The organism is Microbulbifer guangxiensis, assembly GCF_021729075.1.
Taxonomy (GTDB): Bacteria; Pseudomonadota; Gammaproteobacteria; order Pseudomonadales; family Cellvibrionaceae; genus Microbulbifer; species Microbulbifer guangxiensis.
In genome coordinates this window covers 554,913-577,526 of the sequence record NZ_JAJSAQ010000002.1, presented here as the reverse complement: position 1 = coordinate 577,526, position 22,614 = coordinate 554,913, and the positions used below count along the sequence as shown (strand labels likewise).

At 61.4% G+C, this 22,614-nt stretch carries 17 protein-coding genes; 4 read left to right on the top strand and 13 right to left on the bottom strand.

Features of this window, described 5'->3' with window-relative positions; translation table 11 throughout:
• Positions 1 to 5: 5 nt before the first annotated feature.
• On the bottom strand, positions 6 to 596 hold the full coding sequence (locus LVD12_RS06645) for a hypothetical protein (RefSeq protein WP_237066680.1): 591 nt from the start codon (positions 594 to 596) through the stop codon (positions 6 to 8).
• A 249-nt stretch (positions 597 to 845) separates the two neighbouring features.
• Between LVD12_RS06645 and LVD12_RS06640 the strand changes: the two genes are divergently transcribed.
• On the top strand, positions 846 to 2,144 hold the full coding sequence (locus LVD12_RS06640; protein ID WP_237066678.1) for a parallel beta-helix domain-containing protein: 1,299 nt from the start codon (positions 846 to 848) through the stop codon (positions 2,142 to 2,144).
• A complete protein-coding gene (locus tag LVD12_RS06635; protein ID WP_237066676.1) occupies positions 2,137 to 3,288 on the top strand; it encodes an SO2930 family diheme c-type cytochrome in 1,152 nt (383 codons plus the stop codon). Before LVD12_RS06640 ends, LVD12_RS06635 begins: the two co-directional genes overlap by 8 nt.
• 70 nt (positions 3,289 to 3,358) lie before the next feature.
• Here LVD12_RS06635 and LVD12_RS06630 read toward each other — a convergent pair whose 3' ends face one another.
• The 10 genes from LVD12_RS06630 to LVD12_RS06585 form a co-directional block, all read right to left on the bottom strand.
• A complete protein-coding gene (locus LVD12_RS06630; protein ID WP_237066674.1) occupies positions 3,359 to 5,926 on the bottom strand; it encodes a transporter substrate-binding domain-containing protein in 2,568 nt (855 codons plus the stop codon).
• A 192-nt stretch (positions 5,927 to 6,118) separates the two neighbouring features.
• Positions 6,119 to 7,822, bottom strand: a complete 1,704-nt coding sequence (locus LVD12_RS06625) for a transporter substrate-binding domain-containing protein (RefSeq protein WP_237066672.1) — start codon at positions 7,820 to 7,822, stop codon at positions 6,119 to 6,121.
• Between the two features lie 142 nt (positions 7,823 to 7,964).
• The gene (locus LVD12_RS06620) at positions 7,965 to 8,672 is read right to left on the bottom strand and encodes a TetR/AcrR family transcriptional regulator (protein ID WP_237066670.1); all 708 of its coding nucleotides are present in this window, start codon (positions 8,670 to 8,672) and stop codon (positions 7,965 to 7,967) included.
• Positions 8,673 to 8,895: 223 nt separating this feature from the next.
• Positions 8,896 to 9,609 (bottom strand): electron transport complex subunit E, encoded by a 714-nt coding sequence (locus tag LVD12_RS06615; protein WP_237066668.1) that lies wholly within the window; start codon positions 9,607 to 9,609, stop codon positions 8,896 to 8,898.
• The gene (gene rsxG, locus LVD12_RS06610; protein WP_237066666.1) at positions 9,609 to 10,298 is read right to left on the bottom strand and encodes an electron transport complex subunit RsxG; all 690 of its coding nucleotides are present in this window, start codon (positions 10,296 to 10,298) and stop codon (positions 9,609 to 9,611) included. The genes LVD12_RS06615 and rsxG overlap by 1 nt, the downstream gene beginning before the upstream one ends.
• Entirely contained in the window at positions 10,298 to 11,350 is a 1,053-nt protein-coding gene (rsxD, locus tag LVD12_RS06605; RefSeq protein ID WP_237066664.1) for an electron transport complex subunit RsxD, read from the bottom strand. The genes rsxG and rsxD overlap by 1 nt, the downstream gene beginning before the upstream one ends.
• Positions 11,350 to 13,461: an electron transport complex subunit RsxC gene (gene rsxC, locus LVD12_RS06600; protein WP_439651332.1), complete on the bottom strand. Its 2,112-nt coding sequence runs from the start codon at positions 13,459 to 13,461 to the stop codon at positions 11,350 to 11,352. The genes rsxD and rsxC overlap by 1 nt, the downstream gene beginning before the upstream one ends.
• Positions 13,462 to 13,538: 77 nt before the next feature.
• Entirely contained in the window at positions 13,539 to 14,180 is a 642-nt protein-coding gene (gene rsxB / locus LVD12_RS06595) for an electron transport complex subunit RsxB (RefSeq protein WP_237066660.1), read from the bottom strand.
• Positions 14,181 to 14,190: 10 nt separating this feature from the next.
• Positions 14,191 to 14,766: an electron transport complex subunit RsxA gene (rsxA, locus tag LVD12_RS06590; RefSeq protein WP_067085429.1), complete on the bottom strand. Its 576-nt coding sequence runs from the start codon at positions 14,764 to 14,766 to the stop codon at positions 14,191 to 14,193.
• A 199-nt stretch (positions 14,767 to 14,965) separates the two neighbouring features.
• Positions 14,966 to 16,105: a lipase family protein gene (locus tag LVD12_RS06585; RefSeq protein WP_237066658.1), complete on the bottom strand. Its 1,140-nt coding sequence runs from the start codon at positions 16,103 to 16,105 to the stop codon at positions 14,966 to 14,968.
• 692 nt (positions 16,106 to 16,797) lie between these two features.
• Here LVD12_RS06585 and yghU point away from each other — a divergent pair.
• Positions 16,798 to 17,676 (top strand): glutathione-dependent disulfide-bond oxidoreductase, encoded by an 879-nt coding sequence (gene yghU, locus LVD12_RS06580; RefSeq protein ID WP_237066656.1) that lies wholly within the window; start codon positions 16,798 to 16,800, stop codon positions 17,674 to 17,676.
• A gap of 14 nt (positions 17,677 to 17,690) precedes the next feature.
• On the opposite strand, the gene LVD12_RS06575 is transcribed toward yghU, so the two are convergent.
• Both LVD12_RS06575 and LVD12_RS06570 read right to left on the bottom strand, forming a co-directional pair.
• Positions 17,691 to 18,851 (bottom strand): GNAT family N-acetyltransferase, encoded by a 1,161-nt coding sequence (locus LVD12_RS06575; RefSeq protein WP_237066653.1) that lies wholly within the window; start codon positions 18,849 to 18,851, stop codon positions 17,691 to 17,693.
• Between the two features lie 341 nt (positions 18,852 to 19,192).
• Complete coding sequence (locus LVD12_RS06570; protein ID WP_237066651.1) at positions 19,193 to 20,500, bottom strand: GNAT family N-acetyltransferase; 1,308 nt, start codon at positions 20,498 to 20,500, stop codon at positions 19,193 to 19,195.
• A gap of 372 nt (positions 20,501 to 20,872) precedes the next feature.
• Between LVD12_RS06570 and LVD12_RS06565 the strand changes: the two genes are divergently transcribed.
• Positions 20,873 to 22,612, top strand: a complete 1,740-nt coding sequence (locus tag LVD12_RS06565; protein WP_237066650.1) for an N-acyl-D-amino-acid deacylase family protein — start codon at positions 20,873 to 20,875, stop codon at positions 22,610 to 22,612.
• The last annotated feature ends 2 nt before the right edge of the window (positions 22,613 to 22,614 follow it).

The window sequence follows — 22,614 nt, the reverse complement described above, 5'->3', positions numbered from 1 at the left end:
GGGATTCAGCCCTCATCACTGGTCGTCAGGCCGGCGTCCGCCTGCTGTGATGCGGCACCGGAAGCCCCGACTTTTTCGCCCTCGCTGGCCAGGGTGCCGCCGCTGCCACTGGGTCGGTAACGAAACTCCACAAGGTAGCCGCCGGCCAGCTGAAAGCTCTGTCTCTGTTCGCTGCCCCGCTCCAGAGTCACTTCTCCGAGCGCGTTCGTGATCGGTCTCGGCGCGGAATCAATGCAGTGCACTTCCATCGCGGCAATATTGGTGTCCTCGCTATGCACCGAGTACTCCACCACGCGCAGCCGCAGTTTGTCCCCGTGCGCCTCCAGGCGGTAGCCGGGCCCGCTCGCCAGGGGGATCCGGTACTTCATGGCACCCCATGCGCTGTCGCAACGGATGGCGCTGTATTCCTGCACGGTGCTGGGACCAGAGATCGCACCCGAGTCATATACCTCGAAGGTTGCCCCCAGCTCCTGGTGGGCCTGGAAACGCTGCCCCTCCGGCGTAGTGATGAAAACCTCCAGGGTCTCCCTGGCCTCGACGCCTGCGGAAGTGCCGAGGAGGGCGCTTATGGCGATAGTCGCTGCTCGGGTGTGCATGGGATTCATTCTCTGTCTTGTTCTGGCTCAAGACACTACCGCGCAGCGCCGTTGGCGGCAAGACATGTGCCTTGCCGGCCGTGTGCCGATTGGATACTATCGGCCCGCTGGCAGCCAGCTCATTTTTTTTGGCTTGCAAACTGGTACAAGCGTACAGGTTTGGTGGCAGGTAGAACTCCCGCGCCGATCTGGGTCACATAAATAGACAGTTCGAATACGCGATAGATAACTCGAATAAAGGACAACCTCATGAAAAACTCTGCGTACCTGGGTGTGGTACTGGCAGCCCTGTTGGCCACGGGCTGTTCTCAGGAAGCTGACAAGCAGGCCGGTGTTGCTGAACAGGCAGAGGCCGCCGACTTCCAGAAGAACCTGCTGAAACAACTGATTTCCGCCAAGCCCGGCGATGTGATCGAGCTGCCCGAGGGCACCTTCCCGATCAACCGCAGCCTGTCCCTGAACGTGGACGGTGTGACCATTCGCGGCGCGGGCATGGACAAGACCATCCTCTCCTTCAAGGACCAGATCCAGGGCGCCGAAGGCCTGCTGGTCAACGCCAGCGACTTCACCATCGAGGACCTGGCCATCGAGGACACCATCGGTGATGCGCTGAAGGTGAACGAGGGTGAAAACATCATCATCCGCAATATTCGTGTGGAGTGGACCAACGGCCCGGCCACCGAGAATGGTGCCTACGGTATCTACCCGGTACAGACCAAGAACACCCTGGTCGAGGGCACGGTAGCGATCGGCGCTTCCGATGCGGGCATCTACGTGGGACAGTCCCGCAATGTGATCGTGCGCAACAACCGCGCCGAGTACAACGTGGCCGGCATCGAGATCGAGAACACCATCGGTGCGGACGTTTACGACAACGTGGCCACCAACAACACCGGCGGTATTCTCGTCTTCAACATGCCGAACCTGCCACAGCCGGGTCACAGCACCCGTGTCTACGACAACAAGGTGTTTGCCAACAATACCGAGAACTTCGGCCATGAAGGCACGCCGGTGGCAGCGGTACCCGCCGGCTCCGGTATCGTGATCAACTCCAATGACTATGTAGAGATCTTCAACAACGAAATCTCCGATAACGACACGGCCAACGTGATCGTCAGCAGCTACTACACCGCTGGCTATTACTCGGACAAGTCCACTCAGGAAGCCTTTGACCCGTATCCGGAAGGTATCTACATCTACGGCAACCAGTTCTCCGGCGGCGGGGAATCTCCCGATCACCTGGAGCTGAAGGCCCTCAAGCTGGCCAAGTTCGGACTCAGCGGCAGCCTGCCCGATATTCTGTGGGATGGTGTCGTCAACGAGGAGAAGCTCGTAGATGGCAAGTTGCCGGAATCCCTGAAACTCTGCATCGACAACGGCGATGCCGGCATCATCAACATCGATGCCTCAAACGATTTCAAGAACATTTCCACTGATATCGCCGCGCACCAGTGCACGCTGGAAAAACTGCCGCAGATCGTGCTGGATTTTGACAAGCCTGCCGCTGATGACAGCAAGATGGCAAAGCTCGAGGCTGAAGATGCGTAAGAAACTATGGGGCGCGGTGCTGGCCCCATTGTTCGCGGCCGCCCTTGGCGGCTGCGATGCACCGAGAGAGCAGGTCACTGTCTTCGGGCGTGATGCTGTACCGGAAAAACTCAGCGAATGGCATGTGGTCGAGGCCATCGATGGGGAGCTGTCACTCAATGACGGCGTCATCCCCTACGACCTGAATACGGCCCTGTTTACCGACTACGCGCACAAACTGCGCACGGTCTGGATGCCTGCGGGCACTGCTGCCCAGTACGGAGATGAAAACTTCGACTACCCCGTGGGTACGGTCATCACCAAGACTTTCTACTACCCGAAGGAAAACGGTGGTATGCAGGCGGCGGTGCTGCGCACTGATGACTACAGCCGCGATTACGTTGCCGGCAAGCGCGGCGAGGCGCTGGACCTGGACAATGTCCGCCTGATTGAAACCCGCGTGCTGGTCAAACGTGCCGACGGCTGGCAAGCCCTGCCGTATGTCTGGAATGCCGAGCAGACCGAGGCCGTGCTGGAAATTGCCGGTGACGCGACCCGTCTGCAGCTGGCCAGTGAAAGTGGTGAGCCCACCAGCTTTACCTACGTTGTGCCCGATGCCAACCAGTGTGCCGGCTGCCATGCGGATAACCACACGGCGAAGGCGATCCAGCCGCTGGGTCCCCGTGCACGACACCTGAACAAGGACTACGCCTATGCCGGCGGCAGCGAGAACCAGTTGTTGCACTGGCAGCAGATCGGTTACCTGAGTGGCCTGCCCGAGTTCGAGGCGATCCCGAGAAATGTGCACTTCAAGGATGCCAGTGCGTCCCTGGAGGAGCGCGCCCGCAGCTACTTGGACATCAACTGTGGCCACTGCCACAACCCGTCCGGCGCGGCGGATACCTCCGGTCTGATGCTGCATTACCTGGAACAGGATCGACGCAAGCTGGGTCTGTGCAAGCCGCCGGTGGCGGCGGGTACCGGCAGTGGCAACCGCCTATTTGCCATCGTGCCCGGAGAGCCGGAGAAGTCCATCCTCAACTTCCGCGTCGAGACCACCAACCCGGGGGCGATGATGCCCGAGCTGGGTCGCAGTCTCGAGCACGAAGAGGGGACAGCGCTGCTGCGGGAGTGGGTGGCGAGCATGCCTGGCAGCTGCAGCTGAACAACGTGCTTTGGTGCGTTGACCGATGAATGAAAAAGCCGGCGGGGCAACCCGCCGGCTTTTTTTGTGGTTAGTGCCGGGCCAGGGCCTGGGCGGAGAGTTGCTGGCAGCCGGCCAGATTGGCGGCGAGCCAGGGCGGCAGGCTGGAGCAGGTGATCCGCCCGACCTCCTGCTGCCGCTGGTAGGCTTCCAGCAGCGCGGCATAAGTGCGGAAGCGCTGGGAGATCTTGCGCACATAGTCATAGGGCTCGCGCCCACGGGCATAGCCGTAGCGGGCCTTGGAATAGTATTTCTTCTCGGACAGCAACAGCATGGCCTTTTCCACATTGTCGAACCAGACTTTGCGGTCCCAGCCCTTTTCCTCGGCCAAGTCCTGGGCATCGTAAACGTGGCCCAGGCCGGCGTTGTAAGAGGCGAGGGTGAACCACATCATGTTTTCCGGGCTGATGCCCTTGTCCTCGAACTTGCGGTGTAGCCACTCCAGGTATTTCATTCCTGCCCGAACACTGGTTTCCGGGTCAAACAGGTTTTTGTGCTCGCCCACCTGCTTGCCGGTATCCGGCATCACCTGCATCAGGCCGCGGGCGCCGACCCAGGACTTGGCCTTGGGGTTGAAGGTGCTCTCCTGAAACATCTGCGCGACGATCAGACGCCAGTCAAAGTCGTACTGTTCGGCATATTTTTTTACCAGGTGATCGTAAGGGGAGATCTGCCCTTTTTCGCTCAGACTCTTGATCTCATCCCGGGTGCGCTTGGGTTCGTCGAAATATTTGTGGTACAGCGTATCCCGCAATTTGGCAATCTTCGGGTCATTGAAAAATTCGGTAATGGCTTCGAGTAACTGGGGGCTTTGCTCCCGCACCATCCAGGCGTAATTGTTGTCCTCGATCTGGAGGTCGTAGAGATTGACGATATCGTCACGCCAGTGGTGCTCCAGGCGCACTGTGGCATCGTCGGCGATGGTCAGATCGTATTCGCCGTCGGCGACACGGTCCAGTATCTGCGGAATGGTGAGCTCCTCGGGCACCAGTTCGATATCGACACCCAGGTTCCCGTATTCGGGGTGTTCTTTCAGTAGCTCCATGACCAATTCAAACTGACTGCTGGAGCGCAACAAATGCAGTGTCCGGCCGCGCAGATCTTTCAGTGATTCGATTTTGTCGTCGGGACGCCCGACAATGGAGACGGACTCTTTCATATAGGTGGGACCGAAATCCAAGCCGGCCTCATCACGGGCTCTTGTGGCAGATAGTAGCTTGGCGGCGACATCCGCCTTGCCATCCCGCACCATGGAAAACAGCTCCTTGTGGGTAGGCGCGACGATAACCTCCAGGCGGACATCCAGTTTCTTGGCGAATTTCTGCAGCATCTCGTACTCGTACCCCATCACGCGTCCCTTCCACATGAAGTAGGTGCCGGGATGGTTGCGGGAGACGGCGCGGAGTACGCCGCGCTCCTTGATGCCGTCGAGATCGCCGAGGAATCTGTCGTCGAGTTTGGTGAGCTCGAAATGGCGTACGGCCCTGTCCAGCTCCTCTTTGAGCTGGGGTGAGTTCCTGCGGATCCCCCAGGCCGTCGGCCGCTCCACATCCCCCGTGAAGTTGTCTTTCAGGTTGTCCCGGTACTGGGAGATCAGGTCGAAGGCGGTGTCCGGGATTATGGTGAAATCGATCTTGCCACGTGAGACTTCTTCAGCGAGCGTGATGTAGTTAGTGTCGACGGCCTTGATCTTCACACCGGGGAAGTCTGGTGCCCTCTGCTTGGCAATCTCTTCCATATGTGTGCCTTTGGTCACATATACGGTCTTGCCCTTCATGGATTCCCCTTCCTTCACATCCGGGGTCTCCTTGCGGGACAGAAGCAGGTAGCGCGTCTTGCCCACTGGGATGGAGAAATCGATCTGTTTCAGCCGACTTTCCGTGATTACCATATGGTTGGCGATGATGTCTCCCTTGCCTTCGATGAGCAACGGGATCAACTGCTCATACTTGTCCACATACAGCACTACCGGCTCCAGACCGAGATACTTGGCCTTGCGCTTGGCGCGCTCGATCTGGATATCCTGCAGGGTGGCGGCCCTGTGAAGGGAGTCCGTATTGGCAATGTCTACCAGGATGCGTAACTTGCCGCGTTTTTTGATCGCGTCGAGATCGCCTTTCTCGATGTAATTGTTGAAGGCGCCGATGGGGTATTCGCCGGTGGTATCCGGAGCCCAGGCGGCTTCGGGGCGGGGGTCCTCCAGGCCCGCAACGTGGCCGGCAAACTTGTCACGGGCTTCGTCTTCCTCCGCAGTTTGCTCGTCTTCAGCCTCTTCGGTGTCTGCATCTTCCTCTTTGACGCCCGCCTCTTCGCTGTCTGCTGTGGTTTCGCGATTGGCATCATCAGGGACGGGTTCTGCGACGGCCGGTTGTTCCTTCTCGCCAGGGGCCTTGCTTGATTTCGGATCTTCGGGGGCTTCCTTGCGGGGGGTGTCTTTGCGGTCGGTACGCTGGCGCTCGGCGCCGGAGTCCGTTCCATCCGCATGCTGCTTGATGGGCTCGTCGGCAGCGGGTGCGTCATTGCCCTCGCGCCCGCAGCCACTGGCTGTCAGCAGGCAGAGGAAGAGGAGGCTGGTGACGATTCGCAGGCATTGCGGCATTGGGGCTCCCGGAACTGCTAGGACTGACGAATACATTCAAGTCTAGTCGCAGGCCGGTAGTTCGCGACCGCCACCTGAGAAGCGCGCTGGCGACTGGCGGACTGTTCGTGCTCCAGCGCACCGTAGTCATGGCCCGGGGCGGAAGTGACTCTCCCGGCACCTCTGCGCGACGATCGGTAACCAGTCGGGTGCCTATTTCTCCACGTAGCGGCGCACCGTAGGGTCATCACGGATGCTCTCCCCATTTCGGTTGAGCTCCCTTGTGTCCGGTGGGGTCTGCTGCGGAGAGTTGAAGTAGCGTTCAATGAGCTCCGGCAGCTTGTCATCGGTACTGGGCTCGGCAAAGAAATCATTGATGGCGGCCAGTAATTCCGGATTCGATTTGCGTAGCATCCAGGCGTAACGGTTGGTATCCCCGGGTAGTGGCAGGGCAAATTCGATGTCTCCCTGCCAGGCCTGTTCCAGCCTGACGGAAATCTCGTCAGCGATGGTGAGATCACAATTCCGGTTCGCCACCTGTTCAATGACCTGCTGGATGTCCAGGGTGCCGGGGATCTCCTGCAGTTTCAGGTTGGGCACCTGCCGCCTGAGTTCCTGGGCTGCCTCGAACTGGCTGCTGCCGGGCCGCACGCAGATGGTGCGTCCGGCTAGCTCCTGGAGGTTGGAAAGCTTGTCTTCGGGCCTGGCGACGATGCCCGACGGGCTCTCCAGATAGGGGATAGAGAAGGCCATGTCGTCCTCCTGGCGGTCTATTCTGATCGCCAGCAGGCTGGCAGAAATATCGGCATCGCCGTCCCGTAACAATCGCACGAAATCCTCCCGGCTGTCGGCCACGATGATGTCGAGGCGCACGCCGAGGGTAGTGGCGAAGTTTTCCAGCAGGTTGAATTCAAAGCCGAGGATCTGGCCTCGCCACATGAAGTAGGTGCCCGGGTGGTTGCGGGTCACAGCGCGCAGCACCCCGCGCTTGCGGATGGTGTCCAGGTCACCCGTGGAGCGGCCTCCGGGGCGGATTGGGCGCAGCAGTCGTACCTGTTCGTTGATGGCCTGCAGCAGCTCCGGCGAGCCCTTGCGGATTGCCCACGCCAGCTGGTGCTCTCCCGGAAATGCGACATTGGCTTTGAGGTCGTCGCGGAACTGCTGTACCAGCTCCAGAGCCGGCTGGTCGACGATGGTGAAGTCGGCCTTGCCGTCGGCCACGTCTATTAACAGGTCGATGTAGTTGGTGTCGCGGACTTCCACCGCGAGTCCCGGGTGCTGCCGGGCAAACTCGCCGGCCATCGTCTCGAAGGCAGTGCCCCGGGTCACCACCAGTGTGCGGCCGTCCAGTTTCTGTCCGTCACGGACGTCCGGAGTGCCGGCGGCGGAAACCAGCACGACTTTCGTCTCCGCGGTGGGCTCGGAGAAGTCGACCTGTTGCTGCCACTCCTCGGTCACCAGCAGGTTGTTTGCAATCAGGTCGCCTGCGCCGGCCTCGAGCCGCTCGATCAGCTTGTCGAAGCTGTCGACCTGCAGAATCACCAGTTCCAGCCCCAGCTCCCGGGCCATGCGCCGGACCTGTTCGATCTCCACATCCTGCTGGGTGGTCTGGCGTGGCAGGACGGCGGTGCGGCTCGGGTCCACCAGCAGGCGCAGCTTGCCACGCTGCCTGATCGCCGGCAGGTCGCCGGTCTCGGTGTAATTATCAAACAGTTCCAGCGGCGTGACTTCCCGTCCGCCGGCGGTACCGATCGCGGGCCCAGTTGGCCTACCTGCAGATGCTTCCTCACTGGCCCGCGCTCCGGACTCAGGCCCGGGAGGGGCACCAGACCGCTCACAGGCGCCCAGCGCCAGCACCAGTAGCGACACCAGAACGAGGGGCAATAGCTGAGAATGGTACTTGTCTGTGACGTTCACGGCATGAAGCGGCTTTCGCGCAAAATTACCTTTTCAGCCTAGCCCCGCAGCCGGATGGCGGGAGCGTTGGCTGACAGGGAGCGGGCGAGTAGCTGAGGGGAGTGATGAACCCGCCAGCACTGACGGGTCCGGACTGTGGTCTTCAGGCCTCGATGAGCGGCTGGTGCGCGCCCGTCGTGGAGGGGATCAGGCCCCGGATCATCATGGTAACGGTGCGCTCCAGCAGTGGCGAGTCGATGGCCACCGCGCCGCACAGGATCTGGTATTCGAGGTGCAGTATGGTGCCGTGGGTGATCTGTGCCGCGGCCTGGGAGTCTGCGAGCCCGAGCAATTCGAAGAACTCCCGGATCATGCTCTCGGCGGCCTGCTGAGCCATGCGGATCGCGCGGGTCAGCTGCTCGTTGCGCAGTGCCTCATTGCGGAAGGCCAGCTCGATCAGGCGGAAGTCCCGGTTGCCGGCCTGGGAGCGCACGTGGGAGAGAATGAACCGGGTCAGCTGCTGGGTCAGCAGCTTGCGGCCGGCATCGGAGTTGCGCTCCTCCTCGGTCAGGCCCCGGGCGGCGGCAAAGCTGTCTTCCCGCAGCCGCCGGGTGTGCTCCAGGCCCTGTTCCACGAAGTAGGTGAAGGCGTCGCTGATGAGGTCGTTGAGGTCCTTGAAATAGTAGGTGGTCGCGGCCAGGGGCACCGAGGCCTCGCGGGCCACGGCCCGGTGGCGGATACCGCGAATGCCCTCCCGCACGATCAGGCGCAGGGTGGCCTCCAGGATGGCCTTGCGCCGCTGCCTGCTGTCAGCGCGCTGGGCGGGGCGGCCCTGGTAGACGAGGTCTGGCATTGCAGTCTCGATAGTCATGAGGGGGTCCCTGTTTTTTTATTGTTGGTAAGGATTGGTTGAGCCATTGCGGCACCGGCAGATGGCACTCCTGTGCCTTGCACGAGGGGGGATTTATTCTAGCGGAATGGGACCGTATGGCTAGGTGAGCCCGGCAGAGAAACGCGCCAAATCCATTACACGCCATTACAGCGATGCCCAGCTACAAGCGCAAAAGCCCTGACAGTGGCGCGGCCGCTTTGGGTCAGGTGATCTTGCCGGTGGTGCGTACCCGCTTGGCGCCTGCGACCACCTTGACCTGCTGGCTGCGGCGGCGCTCGATGCTCGCGTCGATGGCATTCTTGGCCGCTATCAGCATACCCGTCACCAGGAATGCCCCCGGGGGCAGCACTGCAACCAGGAAGCCCGGGTAGTCAGCGCCCAGCACGTTGATGCCCCAGTCGGCTGCCATCGGGCCCAGCAGCAGGTCCATATCCGCAAACAGGGTGCCCTGGCCGAGTATCTCCCGCACCGCGCCGATGGTAATCAGCACCGCGGTAAAGCCGAGCCCCATGGTGAAGCCGTCCACCAGCGACGGCAGCACAGGGTTTTTGCTGGCAAAGGCATCGGCGCGGCCCAGGATTGCGCAGTTGGTGACGATCAGGGGGATAAAGATACCCAGCACCAGGTACAGCTCATAGGTGAACGCTTTCATCAGCAGCTCGGTGCAGGTGACGAAAGTGGCGATGATCATCACCGAGGCCGGCAGCCGGACCGTATCCGGCATCTGGTGCCGCACCAGTGACACCGCGAGATTGGAACAGGTGAGCACGGCGATGGTGGCGAGGCCCAGTCCGATGGCGTTGACCACCGTCCCGGTTACCGCCAGCAGCGGGCAGAGGCCCAGCAGCTGCACCAGGGCCGGGTTGTTGCCCCACAGTCCGTTGCGGGTGATCTCACCGTAACTGGGGGTGGCCATTACTGCTGCTCCTGTGTCTGGTTGTCGGTCTCAGGTTGCTCCACTTCCACCGCACGCTTCGATACCGGGGCGGAGAACAGCGGCTCTCTGTGGGAGGCGACAAACTCGAGTACGGTCTTTACCTGGTTGACGATGGCCCGCGGCGTGATGGTGGCGCCGGAGAACTGGTCGAAGACACCACCGTCTTTCTGCACTTTCCACTGCGCCGGCTGCGGGTCCTGCAGGGATTTGCCGTTGAAGGTGGTGATCCAGTCACTCTTCTTGATCTCGATCTTGTCACCCAGGCCGGGGGTCTCCGTGTGCTCGGTGACCCGCACACCGGCGATGGTGCCGTCCCGGTTGACACCGACCAGCAGGGAGATGGGCCCGCCGTAACCTTCGTAGGTCACGCTCGGGATGATGACTGCGGCGATGGTGCCGTCTTCCTCGCGGGCCAGATTGATATCACCGCCCACCTTCAGCCCCAGCTGGTTCCAGTAGCTCTTCGGGATCGGGTAGGTGTCCACCAGCAGGTCGTTGCTGTGGCGATCCAGGGGAATGATTTCCAGCAGGGCGCGGGCCTGCGCTTTGCGGATGGCCCGCTCGATGGGTTCCTTGGTGGTGATCTGCGTTACGGCCAGGGTACCGGCGGTGACCAGGGCAAACAGGGCCAGTACCACGGCGTTGGTGGCGACGGAGCGTTTCAGCATCACTGCTCCTCCACGTCGGTGGCCTTGCGCGGTGCCTTGTGGCCGTAGGTGCGCGGCAGGGTGTAATTGTCGATCGTCGGCGCAGCGAAGTTCATCAGCAGCACGGCAAACGCCACTGCATCGGGGTAGCTGCCCCAGGCGCGGATGACGTAGGTGATCAGGCCCACGCCGATACCGAAGATCAGTCGCCCCCTGTTGCTGGTGGCACCACTGACCGGGTCGGTAATGATGAAGAAGGCCCCGAGCATCGTAGCGCCGGAGAACAGGTGCAGAATGGGTGAGCCCTCACTCAGGCTGCTGCCGCTGTCGTAAAACATCAGTGACAAGAGCAGTATGGTTGCCAGCATGCCCACCGGCGCATGCCAGGTGATGATGCCCCGGTACAGCAGGTAGAGGCCGCCCAACAGGAAGCCGGCGTTGACCGCCTCCCAGCCGAAACCGGCGAGATTGCCGCGGGCGAGCATCGGCTCCGTCTCGTAGAGCTGTGAAAGCAGCACCGACTGGTTCAGGCGCACGATTTCCAGTGGCGTGGCACGGGTAAAACCATCGATGCTGTAATTGCCGAATACCAGCGCAAAGGCCTCGCTGATGCTGGGCGAGCCCATGATCAGTTCTCCGGGCCCTACCCAGCGAGTCATTTCCACTGGGAAGCTGATCAGCAGCACCACGTAGCCCACCATGGCGGGATTGAACGGGTTGTAGCCGATGCCGCCATAGAGCTGCTTGGAGAGGATGATCGCGGCGGCGCTGCCCACCACCGGCAGCCACCAGGCACAGTATGGGGGCAGGGCGATGCCCAGCAGCAGGGCAGTAATGAAGGCGCTGTAGTCTTTCAGGTAGAAGGCCACGGGGCGCCCGCGCAGCTTCATGACGCCGGCTTCACACAGCAGGGCGGTGACGGTGCAGAGCGCGATATTGATCAGCACGCCGATACCGAAATACACCACCAGCGCCAGCACGCCGGGAATGGCGGCCAGTGCCACCTGCAGCATCACCCGGGCGGTGCGGTCACCGGCGCGGGCGTGGGGGGAGGACATGCGCATCAGGCTCATCAGTCTGCCCCACCGCCGTTGTTCTGCTCGCGCATCTTTTCTTCCAGCTTGTTCCGCATCTTTTCCAGCGCGGTGGCGAACGCATCCACATTCGGATCATTCTCGTCGCGCGCTTTCTGCAACCGCGCCTCGGACTTGGCGACCCGAGCCTTCATCGCTTCAATCTCCGCCGCGAGCTTGTCGGCGTCACTCATACTGGCGCGGGCGGCCGCAGCAGCCCTGGCCCGTTCGATGGCCTGCTTTGCCTTGTCCTTTCTCTCTTCTGACACCGGCCCCGGCACCGGCGCTGCGGTACCGCTCTGCACGTCGGCGGCATCTTCCACCGCCGATGGTGGTGAGCCGCTGGTGTTGGCGGCCGCCTCGGCTTTGGCCAGTTTCTGCCGCGCTTCCTCTACCTTGAGCTGCGCCGCCTTCAGTTGAGCCGCCAACTGGTCGCGCTGCTCGGCTGGAGCGTCCGCGAGCTTTTTCTCCATCCGCTCGACGCGGTGTTCGGCGCTGGTCAGGGAACGCTGGGCGCGGGCCAGCTGCTGCTCCGGGGACGCCTGCTTGGCCTTGACCCGTGCCAGCGCGGCGGCGACCACATCGGCTTCCTGCTTGGCGGCCTGGGCCTCCGGGCTGTCTGACTCCTGCTCCCGCTGCCTGCGGGCCTGCTCGGCGGCTTCGCGGCGGGCCTTGCGCTTTTCTTCCTTTTCTTTCTCGGCTTTTTCCAGACGCAGCTTGCGGAACTCGAAGCGCTCGCGGGCGCGATCCGACTTTTCCTTTTCCTCTTCGGCGATGCGGATATCGCCCTTGGCGGCCCGGTAGTACTGCACCAGCGGAATGCTGCTGGGGCAGACATAGGAGCAGGCGCCACACTCGATACAGTCGAACAGGTTGTAGGCCTGCAGCTTCTCCCGGTCCTCGGCGCGGGCATACCAGTACAGTTGTTGCGGCAGCAGGGAGGCCGGGCAGACCTCGGCGCAGAAACCACAGCGAATGCAGGGCTGTGCCGGTGGTGGCGGGGGCAGTTCCTCTTTGGTGGGCACCAGGATGCAGGTGGTGGTCTTGATCACCGGTGCGCTGTCATCCTCGAGGGTGAAGCCCATCATCGGCCCGCCGTGGATGATGCGTTGCATCAGCCCGCGGTGCGCGCCGTGGTGTTTCAGGATATGACGGATGGGGGTGCCGAGGGGTACATCGATATTGCGTTGGCGCTCGAGGGCCTCCCCCACCACCGTGGTCACACGGCTGATCAGCGGCTCGCCATAGCGCACTGCACGGTAGACGGCGCGGGCAGTACCGGTGTTGTGGCAGATAATGCCGACATTGGCGGGCAGGCCTTTGTTGGGCACTTCGCGGCCGGTGAGGATCTGGATCAGCTGCTTTTCACCACCGGACGGATATTTGGTCGGGTAGACGACGATATCGAAGCGGGTGCCCTCGGCGGCCTTGCGCATGGCCTCGATGGCTTCCGGCTTGTTGTCCTCGATGCCGATCAATACGCGCTCCGGTTCGTCGAGGATATAGGCGAGGATTTCCACACCGGCAATAATTTCCGACGCGCGCTCGCGCATGGTCATATCGTCGGCGGTGATGTACGGCTCGCACTCGGTACCGTTGATGATCAGAGTATCGATCTCGGTGCCGCCGTGGGGATCGAGCTTGACTGCAGCGGGGAAGCCGGCGCCGCCGAGGCCGGCGATACCGCATTCGCGGATCTTCTCGAGCAGGTCCACCGGAGCCACCTTGCGGAAGTCCTCACAGGGCTGCAGATCGCACCACTCCTCCTTGCCATCGGTGCGGATGACGACCCCGTCCACCGGCATGCCGGAGGGGTGGGGGACGGGGACGGGTTCCAGGGCGACCACGGTGCCCGAGCTGGGCGCGTGTACGGCGCAGCTGATCAGACCGTCTGCCTCACCGATCTTCTGGCCTTTGAGCACCCGCTCGCCCAGCTTTACCAGCGGCAGCGCGGTGGTGCCTACATGCTGTACCAGTGGCACGAACAGATCGTCGGCCAGCGGAATGCTGCCGATCGGTTCGCCGGTGGACTGGTGTTTGTTCTCCGGCGGGTGAATGCCGCCGGGGAAGTCGTTCGGCTTGAGTGCGCGCTGTTGCTCGCTGGCGATCAGCTGCGCCTCGCGGGCGGCGCGGCGCTCTTCGGCGCTGTGGCGCCGATCCTGCCGTGTTCTGGTTTCCTGTTCAGGGCTCAAGCTGCGTCCCTCTTATTCTTGTCGCCACGGGAGCCGTCACTGGACAGAGTGCCGCGCTGTGGCCGGTCGCTGGCGATCAGCTTGACACCGTCCTCGGGAATTTCCGGGTGCCAGTCCTGCAGGGAGGTTTCCAGCGGCACCATATCGATGCAGTCCACCGGACAGGGCTCGACGCAGAGGTCACAGCCGGTGCACTCGTCCACGATCACGGTGTGCATATATTTGGCCGCACCGACGATGGCATCCACCGGGCAGGCCTGGATGCACTTGGTGCAGCCGATGCACTCCGCCTCGCGGATAAACGCCACTTTCTTCACGTCCTCGACGCCGTGCTCGGCATCCAGTGGCATGGGCTCCATATCCAGCAGGTTGGCCAGTTCGTTGATGGTGGCCTGCCCGCCCGGCGGGCATTTGTTGATCTGGTCACCGTTGACGATGGCCTCGGCATACGGGCGGCAGCCGGGGTAGCCGCACTGGCCGCACTGGGTCTGGGGCAGCAGTGCGTCCACCTGTTCCACCAGCGGGTCGCCCTCGACGCGAAAACGCACCGCGGCAAAGCCCAGCAGCGCGCCAAACGCCAGCGCCATGCCGCCGAGGACCAGCAGTGGGGTCGAAATTGCAGAGAACCATTCCAGCATTGCGGCCTCCCTATACCAGCCCGCTGAAGCCCATAAAGGCCAGGGACATCAGGCCCGCGGTGATCATGCCGATGGCAGCGCCGCGGAACGGGGTGGGCACATCGGCCGCGAACAGCCGCTCGCGGATGGCGGAAAACAGGATCAACACGAGGGAAAAGCCCACGGCGGCGCCGAAACCATAGAGCGTTGACTGCACAAAGTTGTGGGCTTTGATGGTGTTCTGCAGGGCCACGCCGAGCACCGCGCAGTTGGTGGTGATCAGGGGCAGGAAGACGCCCAGCACCCGGTGCATCAGCGGACTGGTCTTCTCGATGAACATACGCGCGAACTGCACCACCACGGCAATCACCATGATGAAGGAGATGGTGCGCAGGTACTCGATGCCGTTGGGCTCCAGCAGGTAGGTGTTGACCAGGTAGGAGCAGATGGAGGCGAGGGTCAGCACGAAGGTGGTTGCGCCAGCCATGCCGACCGCTGTCTCCAGCTTGTTGGAGACTCCCATGAACGGGCACAGGCCGAGGAACTGCACCAACACATAGTTGTTGACGAGGATGGTGCTGAGCAGGATGACGGCGAATTCGGTCATAGGTGATCCGGTTTGGGCCCTGCGGCTTGGCGGCGCCACCGCGCGGGCCCCCACTGCCTGAAAAATAGCGCCTGGAACGGGTGCCTGAAACAGCCTAGCACCCCGGCCCGACAGGGCCTGTCCGGGCGGGGCGCTATTATCGGCGACTGACCGGGGCGGTTCAACACGGGCCCTTGTGATGGGCTGGTCGCGACAGCTTTCAGGCGGGCTCGGACTCCTGAGCCGCGGCGCCGGCCCTGCGTGCGGCCGGATACTGCGTTGGCGGCGTCCCGGGCTCCGGCAGCAGGTCGCGGAGATTGCGCCGCAACATATGTGCGCGCAGCATTTCGCTGTAGAGCCGGATCGAATGAAAGGCGGCAATATCACTCGGGGTAGGGAAGGTACTCAGCCAGGCCCTCCAGCAATGCTGCACACGCCAGAAGATATTGCCTGAGAAGGAAACCTGCATGGCCCGGAAGCCGAGGCCGTGTTCGTCCGGCTCATTGGGCGCGTGGCGGATGAAGACCCGGAAGCCGGTATGGCTGTATCCCAGCAGGCGGCGACGCAGCCAGCGTGCCAGCTGCAGGGTCCCATTGAGGGGGATCAAGCGCAGCAGTGTGAGGATGGGGCTCAGCCCGTGCCCGAACGGCACCAGTGGCACCGGGTCACCGCCGATTTCCAGGCGGTAGATCGGCGTCTTCACCGGACTGAAATAGTCCCGGTCGCCGGTGCGGGGGGCGCCGTAGGTATAGGTGGCGCCGTTGCCGCGATGATTGAATTCGCGGGTCGCGATCAGGGCCAGCGCGCCACCGAGACTGTGACCGAAAATAAACAGCGGTTTATTACTGTGCTGGCGGAGGTCGGCCTCAATGGTCTCCCGCACTCGCTCGAAAGCCTCGCGAAAACCTCGGTGCACCCGGCCCTGTGCGCTGTAGGGCTCGAGGGAAAATTTCAGGTCGGTGACGATATCCCAGGCGTTCATCTCGGTACCGCGAAAACACAATAACAGTACCGGTTGGCCGGCCAGGTCCATCTGCGCCAGTAACGCCTGCGTCTCGCTTACATCGTAAAAACTGATGGGCTCAAAACGCTGTTCGAGCAGCGTCCGGCGAATGCCGCTCTCCAGGCCGCAGTGGTTACTCTGCAGTCTCGCACTCCATTCCCCCAGCAGCTGTTTGCGCTCACTGTCGCTGCCCGCTCTGCCGAGCCGATGGAGCAGAGCCGTGAGGCTGGCATCGGGAGTGAAGGGCTCGTACACCAGTCGGGACAGCTCGGCGCCTAAATAAGCCATACGGTCACTGTAGGCCGCGCGCCCATTGGGCAGCCCCGGAACACGATTCAGTCCCTCGAAATAGTGCATGAATAATTCCTGAGTTTTCTGGTCGTGGCACGAGTGAGGGAGCTTTTTAATCGATACCGGGTCGGTGCTCAATACTTCACGAAATTACAGGCCATTACAGGCAGAATTTTTGAGTTTCACATGGGGGATATGGCTCGATAATAGAAAGAGTTTGATTAACAGTTTCAATGCGCGGACGGACGACCTGGCAGACAATTAAGTGTTGCCATTGTCAGGCATGGATGCCCGGTGACTGCAGTGAAGGAAAAAAAGAGAGGTCTGATGTCCGCGAACAGATTGTGCATGTCAATTGAGGGTGGGTGTCGGGATTAAGGGAAGCGGATAAGAAAAAGATCCACGGGGATGCCAGGCCGGTGCCAACCGGGACTGTAATGCTGGAATGGTTGGATGTCGTCAGGGAGTATCTGGTGGGATGGTGGGGGCGGCGTTCGCAGGATGTTGCGTAGCGGGGGGCATAGGCTGTTGATGGTGTGGCGGCAGGGATCGGGCTGGAAAATGCTGCTGCTGCGGATTAGCTGGAACAGCAGCCTGGCTGTAATGCCGCTCGCAGGCAGCTGACGTCGGGGGTTGCGGCTGCTTCGCGCGATTCCGATCTGCTCGACTGTGCATGGCTCAGCCTTTCAAATTACACTGACCCATTCCCTGGTGCCCGACGTAGCACGTCCAACAGTTGCCGACTTTGGAGTTATTTCATGTCAGACGACACCTACACACCGCCGAGAGTCTGGAAGTGGGACAAAGAGAGCGGAGGCAAGTTTGCCAATATCAACCGGCCCGTTGCCGGTCCGACTCATGAAAAGGACCTGCCGGTGGGCAAGCATCCGCTGCAGCTCTACTCCCTCGCCACGCCCAATGGGGTCAAGGTCACGGTGATGCTCGAGGAGCTGCTGGCACTCGGCCACGAGGGCGCCGAGTACGACGCCTACCTGATCGACATCACCGAGGGCGAGCAGTTTGGCAGCGGCTTCGTCAAGGTCAATCCCAATTCCAAGATCCCGGCGATGGTGGATCGCAGCACCCACCCGCCTATCCGGGTATTCGAATCCGGTTCCATCCTGCTCTATCTGGCGGAAAAATTCGGTGCCTTCCTGCCCCATACCCCGGAGCAGCGTACCGAAACTCTGAACTGGCTGTTCTGGCAGATGGGGGCCGCGCCACTCCTGGGCGGAGGCTTCGGGCATTTCTATGCCTACGCACCGGAAAAGTATGAGTACCCCATCAACCGTTACACCATGGAGATCAAACGGCAACTGGATGTGCTGGATCGCCAGCTGGCGGAGCACCAGTTTGTTGCCGGAAGTGAGTACACCATTGCCGATATGGCTATCTGGCCCTGGTACGGGGCGCTGGTGAAAGGCAAGGTCTATGATGCCGCCGAGTTCATTGAGGCCTACACCTACAAACATGTGATCCGCTGGGCCGATGAGATTGCCGAGCGGCCGGCAGTGCAGCGTGGGCGCATGGTCAACCGAACCTGGGGGGAGCCCAGTTCGCAGTTACACGAGCGCCACAATGCGAGTGATTTTCAGACTCGCACACAGGACAAGCTGGGCGGGTCTGAAGAGGGCTGAAGCGTTGAATGGCGCTATTGCTGCGGCGGCTGATCCGGTTGCGACGAGCCGGAGCGCTCAGCCAGGTGCCGGCGAAGGCGCTTCAGGCGCTCCAGCATGCCGCCAGCCTTCAGCACGCGGTACAGGGCGCGGTTGATTTTCTTGCCCGTGGTATCCAGGATGCTGGCCAGTCTGGCGGCGGGTGATGTCCCGTAGAGGTTCAATGTGGCATTTTCCCGTCTCCAGGTGCCATGCAACTCCTTGTAGCTGTAATCACCAACGCCGTAGTCGAGCCAGCGCACCCCGTCCTGTTGTAATCGTTCGATCACCCTGCGAAGCATAAAGGCGCCCGGGCCCACCGCGCGATACTGCGGCAGGAAAGAGGTGGCTATGAGTGTGAAAGTGCCACTGATCAGGGTGCCAACCAGGTAGGCGATGTTTTCTCCATCAGCCTCCAGAAGGTAGCCTCGAAGACTGCCATTGTCGGCATGAATGCCCAGAATCCTTGCCCACCAGGCGTTATCCTGCACACCGACGCCGATACCCTGCTGATAGCTCGCCTCGCCGATCCGGGCGGAGATCCTGATGAAATCGGCAAGCTGGTCGCGGCTACGCAGTTCCCGCACCTCAACCCTGCCGTTGAATGTTTGCAACAGTTTGCGATCCTTGCGGCGGAAAGCACTGCGGGTCTTGGCGGAGTTGGGCTGCACCGGGCATCCCTGTCGATCAGTGAGCTCGGTGTACCAGTGACCGATGAGCTCGGGGTTGCCATCACCGGCTTTCCTCAGGCCCTGCGCCAGAATGCGACCCGGTTCGCTGTCAAGTGGCACGCGGAAAACAGAAATACAGTCGATGGTGCCGCCCTCGAGCAGCTGGCGTAAATATTCAGCCTGGCGCTGAGCGGTGGCAGTGGTCCGCGCCTCGAGTCCTCCCTCGGTGATATTCAGCGTGCGCAGCCGCGGCATCGGAAATTGCCACTTGCCGATGCGTACCACGGGACGCCTGACTCCCAGACGCCCCACCAGGATACCGTCGGGTGTCCCGTCCCTTTCCCACAATGCAATATGCGGCGTATTGTCTCCGGGAATTTCCGGCAAAAAATCCAGGTAGAAATTGGCAGCGGCTGCGGCAGATCGCGGTGCACCGTCGTGATCCACCTGTTCCCAGGCGTCCAGAAGCGCCTGTGCACCGCTCATAGTCAGCTCGACAAGTGGGCCCTGTCCCGCTTTCTTGGCGGCAGGTTTTACTGCGGTGGTCGTTCTCGATCGGGTCGGCGTAGTTGTTTCCATCAGAGGTCCGGTAAAGGATGTGAGGCTGGCACGATGTCAGTTGCGTGTCCCTTGCATCAGGCTGGGACTGGTGCCGGACAGATTTTGGTAAATGTGCTTCAGCTCGTGTAGCTCTGTCTGCCAACATTTACACCTCATGGCAGCAATATATGAACGATTAACCGCACCCGGGGTAGTTGTATGCGCGCTCACACGAGGTCTCAGTCGAGCCATGAACCTCAGAGGTCAGAGAGGAGGGAGGGTGTGCTTCAAGAGCTTTTGCGGCGTTGGCCAAGCTGTCGGCGCTGGTGCCTGATACGCTCCAGCCAGCCGCGATGCTCGAGGGTTCGGTAGAGGGCGCGGTTGAGTCTCTTGACGATGGTATCCAGAAACTGCGCCGCTTTGCCAATTGGCGACGGTGCATAGAGGTTCAGGGTCGCCACATCCCGGCGCCAGGTACCGTGCAGTTTTTTGTAGCGGTAGTCGCCTACCCCATAGTCAATCCAGCGCACGCCTTCCAGTTGCAGCCGCTCGATCACGCGCCGGAGTAGATAGCAACCCGGTGCCAGGGTCCGGAATTTTGGCAGGAATGAGGTGGCCATCATGGTAAATGTGCCGCCGACGACCGGTCCGGCCAGATACGCAATCGGCTCCCCCCCAGCCTCCAGCAGGTAACAGCGGAGGTTGCCGTTTTCGGCATGAATGCCCAGCATCCTGTTCCACCAACCGTTGTCCTGTATACCGACGCCGATACATTGCTGATAGCTGGCCGCGCAAATTTTGGCAGCGGTACTGATGAAACCGTTGATCTGCCCTGGACCGCGAAGCTCAATGACATCAACAGCGCCATCAAAGGCGCTGACCAGTTTGCGGTCCTTGCGGCGGAAGTTCCTGAGGGCCTTGGATGAGTAGGAGACTATCGGTCTCCCGTTGCGATCGTTCAATTCTGTAAACCAGCGTCCAATGGTCTCGGGGTTCCCATCACCGGGGCTCCTGAGACCGCTTGCCAGGATGCCGCCGATTTCAGTATCCCCGGGGATGCGAAAAACAGAAATACAGTCAAGATCTCCATCGGCAAGGAGTCGGCGCAGGTATTCGGCTTGCCGTTCCGCGGTCTCGCTGCTTCGTGCTTCCAGTCCTCCCTCGGTGATGTTCAATGTCCGCAGCCTGGGCATGGGAAACTGCCACTTGCCAATGCGCACCAGGGGGCGCCTGTTGCCGAGGCGGCCAATCAGGATTCCGTCTGGCACGCCTCCTTTCTCCCACAACGCGACATACGGTGTGCTGTTTCTGTCGATTTCGGGGAGAAATGGCAGGTAGAAGTCTGCAGCTGCAGCGGCTTTTCGCGGTGTCCCACCGTGGTCTGTATTCTCCCAGGCATGGAGAAGGGATCGGGCACCCTCGGTTGTCATTGCAAGGCGGGGGGCATGCGTAAGCCCCGGCAGAAGGGGACTGCGCTCTGCGCTGGCGTTTGGACTCGTCGCTGAAAGACTTTCCATGACAGATCCGGAACTATCGGGGATTTCAGGCTTGGCTTTAGCTGATAACGATACAGCTGGGGCTGGTTCAGCGCTCATTCGACTTCTGGGACAGAAACCAGCGCGAATACAGGGGCTCCTGCTGGGTCGCAATTTTCGCTTTTGATAGATTCTGGGTGAAAGTGTTCCTGCCGGGCCGATAAACCTGCCAATATTTTTTTGTTGTGGCGTGGACTGCAGTGCTGTCGCTGAACTTGCTGCTATCTGACGCCAGGGGTGTCTTGCCTGCCGGCGACCGTTTAAGAGTCAGCAAGCACGCCAGCCGATAGTCTCCATGTGATCCTGTTTCCGATGGTGTCGCCGTTTGACCGAGGCAGGATGGCAGTAAAGTACTGTTCTGCTACCACCAAATCAGTGACACTATCGGCCTCGAACGGCTCCGCCAAAGGAAAATAACAGGGGGACAGGCCCATGGCGCAATACGATATCCTGCTGGAGGGCGGTCGCTACTTTGATGGCACCGGGGGGCCATCGTCGGTCAGGAATATCGCCATCAGCGACGGTCGCATCGCACGGGTGACCGAAGAGGCGATCGATCACCATGAAGCGGAAAAGGTCATCGACGCGCGCGGCCAGTGGATCATGCCGGGCTTTCTCGATACCCACACCCATTACGATGCGGAGTTGCTGGTGAGCCCCAGCCTCTCCGAGTCGGTCCGTCATGGCGTGACCACGGTGCTGGTCGGGAGCTGCTCCCTCAGCATGGTATGCAGTGCGGCGGAGGATGCCTCGGATATTTTCACCCGGGTGGAGACAGTGCCAAGGGAAAAGGTGCTGCCGATCCTGCGCGAGAAAAAGACCTGGCACAGTCCGCGCCAGTGGATCGATCATCTCGCCACATTACCTCTCGGCCCCAATGTCATCAGCCTGCTCGGCCACAGTGATCTGCGCGCCGGTGTGATGGGGCTGGCGCGCGCCACGGATCGCAGTGACCAGCCCTCCGAACAGGAACTGCAGGCCATGGAAGCACTGCTAAAGGAGGCCCTGGAGTGCGGTTTCCTCGGTCTTTCCACCATGTGCCTGAAATGGGACAAGGTGGATGGCGAGCGCGCCTGGTCCCGAAGCCTGCCCAGCACCTACGCCCACTGGAGCGAAGTGTCCCGCCTGAACAGACTGGTGCGTCGCTATAACCGGGTGCACCAGGGGGCGCCAGATGCCGCCAGGCCACTGCAGATCACCCAGTACATGCGCGAATGTATAGGCTGGCTGCGGCGCCCGCTGAAGACCACTCTGATCAGTCAGATGGACCTGAAAGGCAGTGCCTACCTGAACCTGCTTACCAGGCTGACCTCCCGGGTCACCAACGCGTTGCGCGGCAGTTTCCGCTGGCAGGTGCTGCCGACGCCATTCACCGTCTATGCCGATGGAATCGATGTGGTGTTCTTCGAGGAGTTCGGTGCCGGGGAAATGGCGCTGGACCTGAAGGATGCCGTCGAGCGCAACCAGCTGCTACAGGACGAGCAGTATCGGCGTGAATTTCGGCGCTTTTACGGGGAAAAACTCAGTCCGCGGGTCTGGCAGCGGGACTTCGGCGACGCGCAGATTATTGGCTGCCCGGATGATTCGCTGGTGGGCAGGAACTTCGCCGAGATTGCCGCGGAGCGCGGCATCCACGTGGTGGACCTGTTCCTCGACCTGGTGGTGAAGTACGGCACGCGCCTGCGCTGGTATACCACGGTGGCCAACCACCGGAAAAAGGTATTGCGTAAAATGGTGCGCGACCGCCATGCACTGATCACCTTCAGCGACGCCGGTGCCCATATCCGCAATATGGCGTTCTACAACCTGCCCCTGCGGTTGCTGAAACTGGTGCAGGAGTCGATTGATGAAGGAAAGCCGATCATGTCCATGGAACAGGCTGTCTGGCGTCTGACCGGGGATCAGGCTGACTGGTTCGGTATCGACGCGGGCAGGATCCGTGAGGGTGATCGTGCAGATTTGGTCGTCATCGATCCCAACGGGCTGGCACAGGACCTGGAGCAGGTGCACTGGGCCGAGATGGAAAACTTTGGCCTGCAGCGCCTGGTCAACCGCAATCCCGGCATCGTCAGCCATGTATTGATCAACGGTCGCCTGGCGGTTCAGGGTGGGGAACTACAGCCGCAGCTCGGCAGAGAGTGCGGTTTCGGACGCTTCTTGCCGGCCAGTTGAAG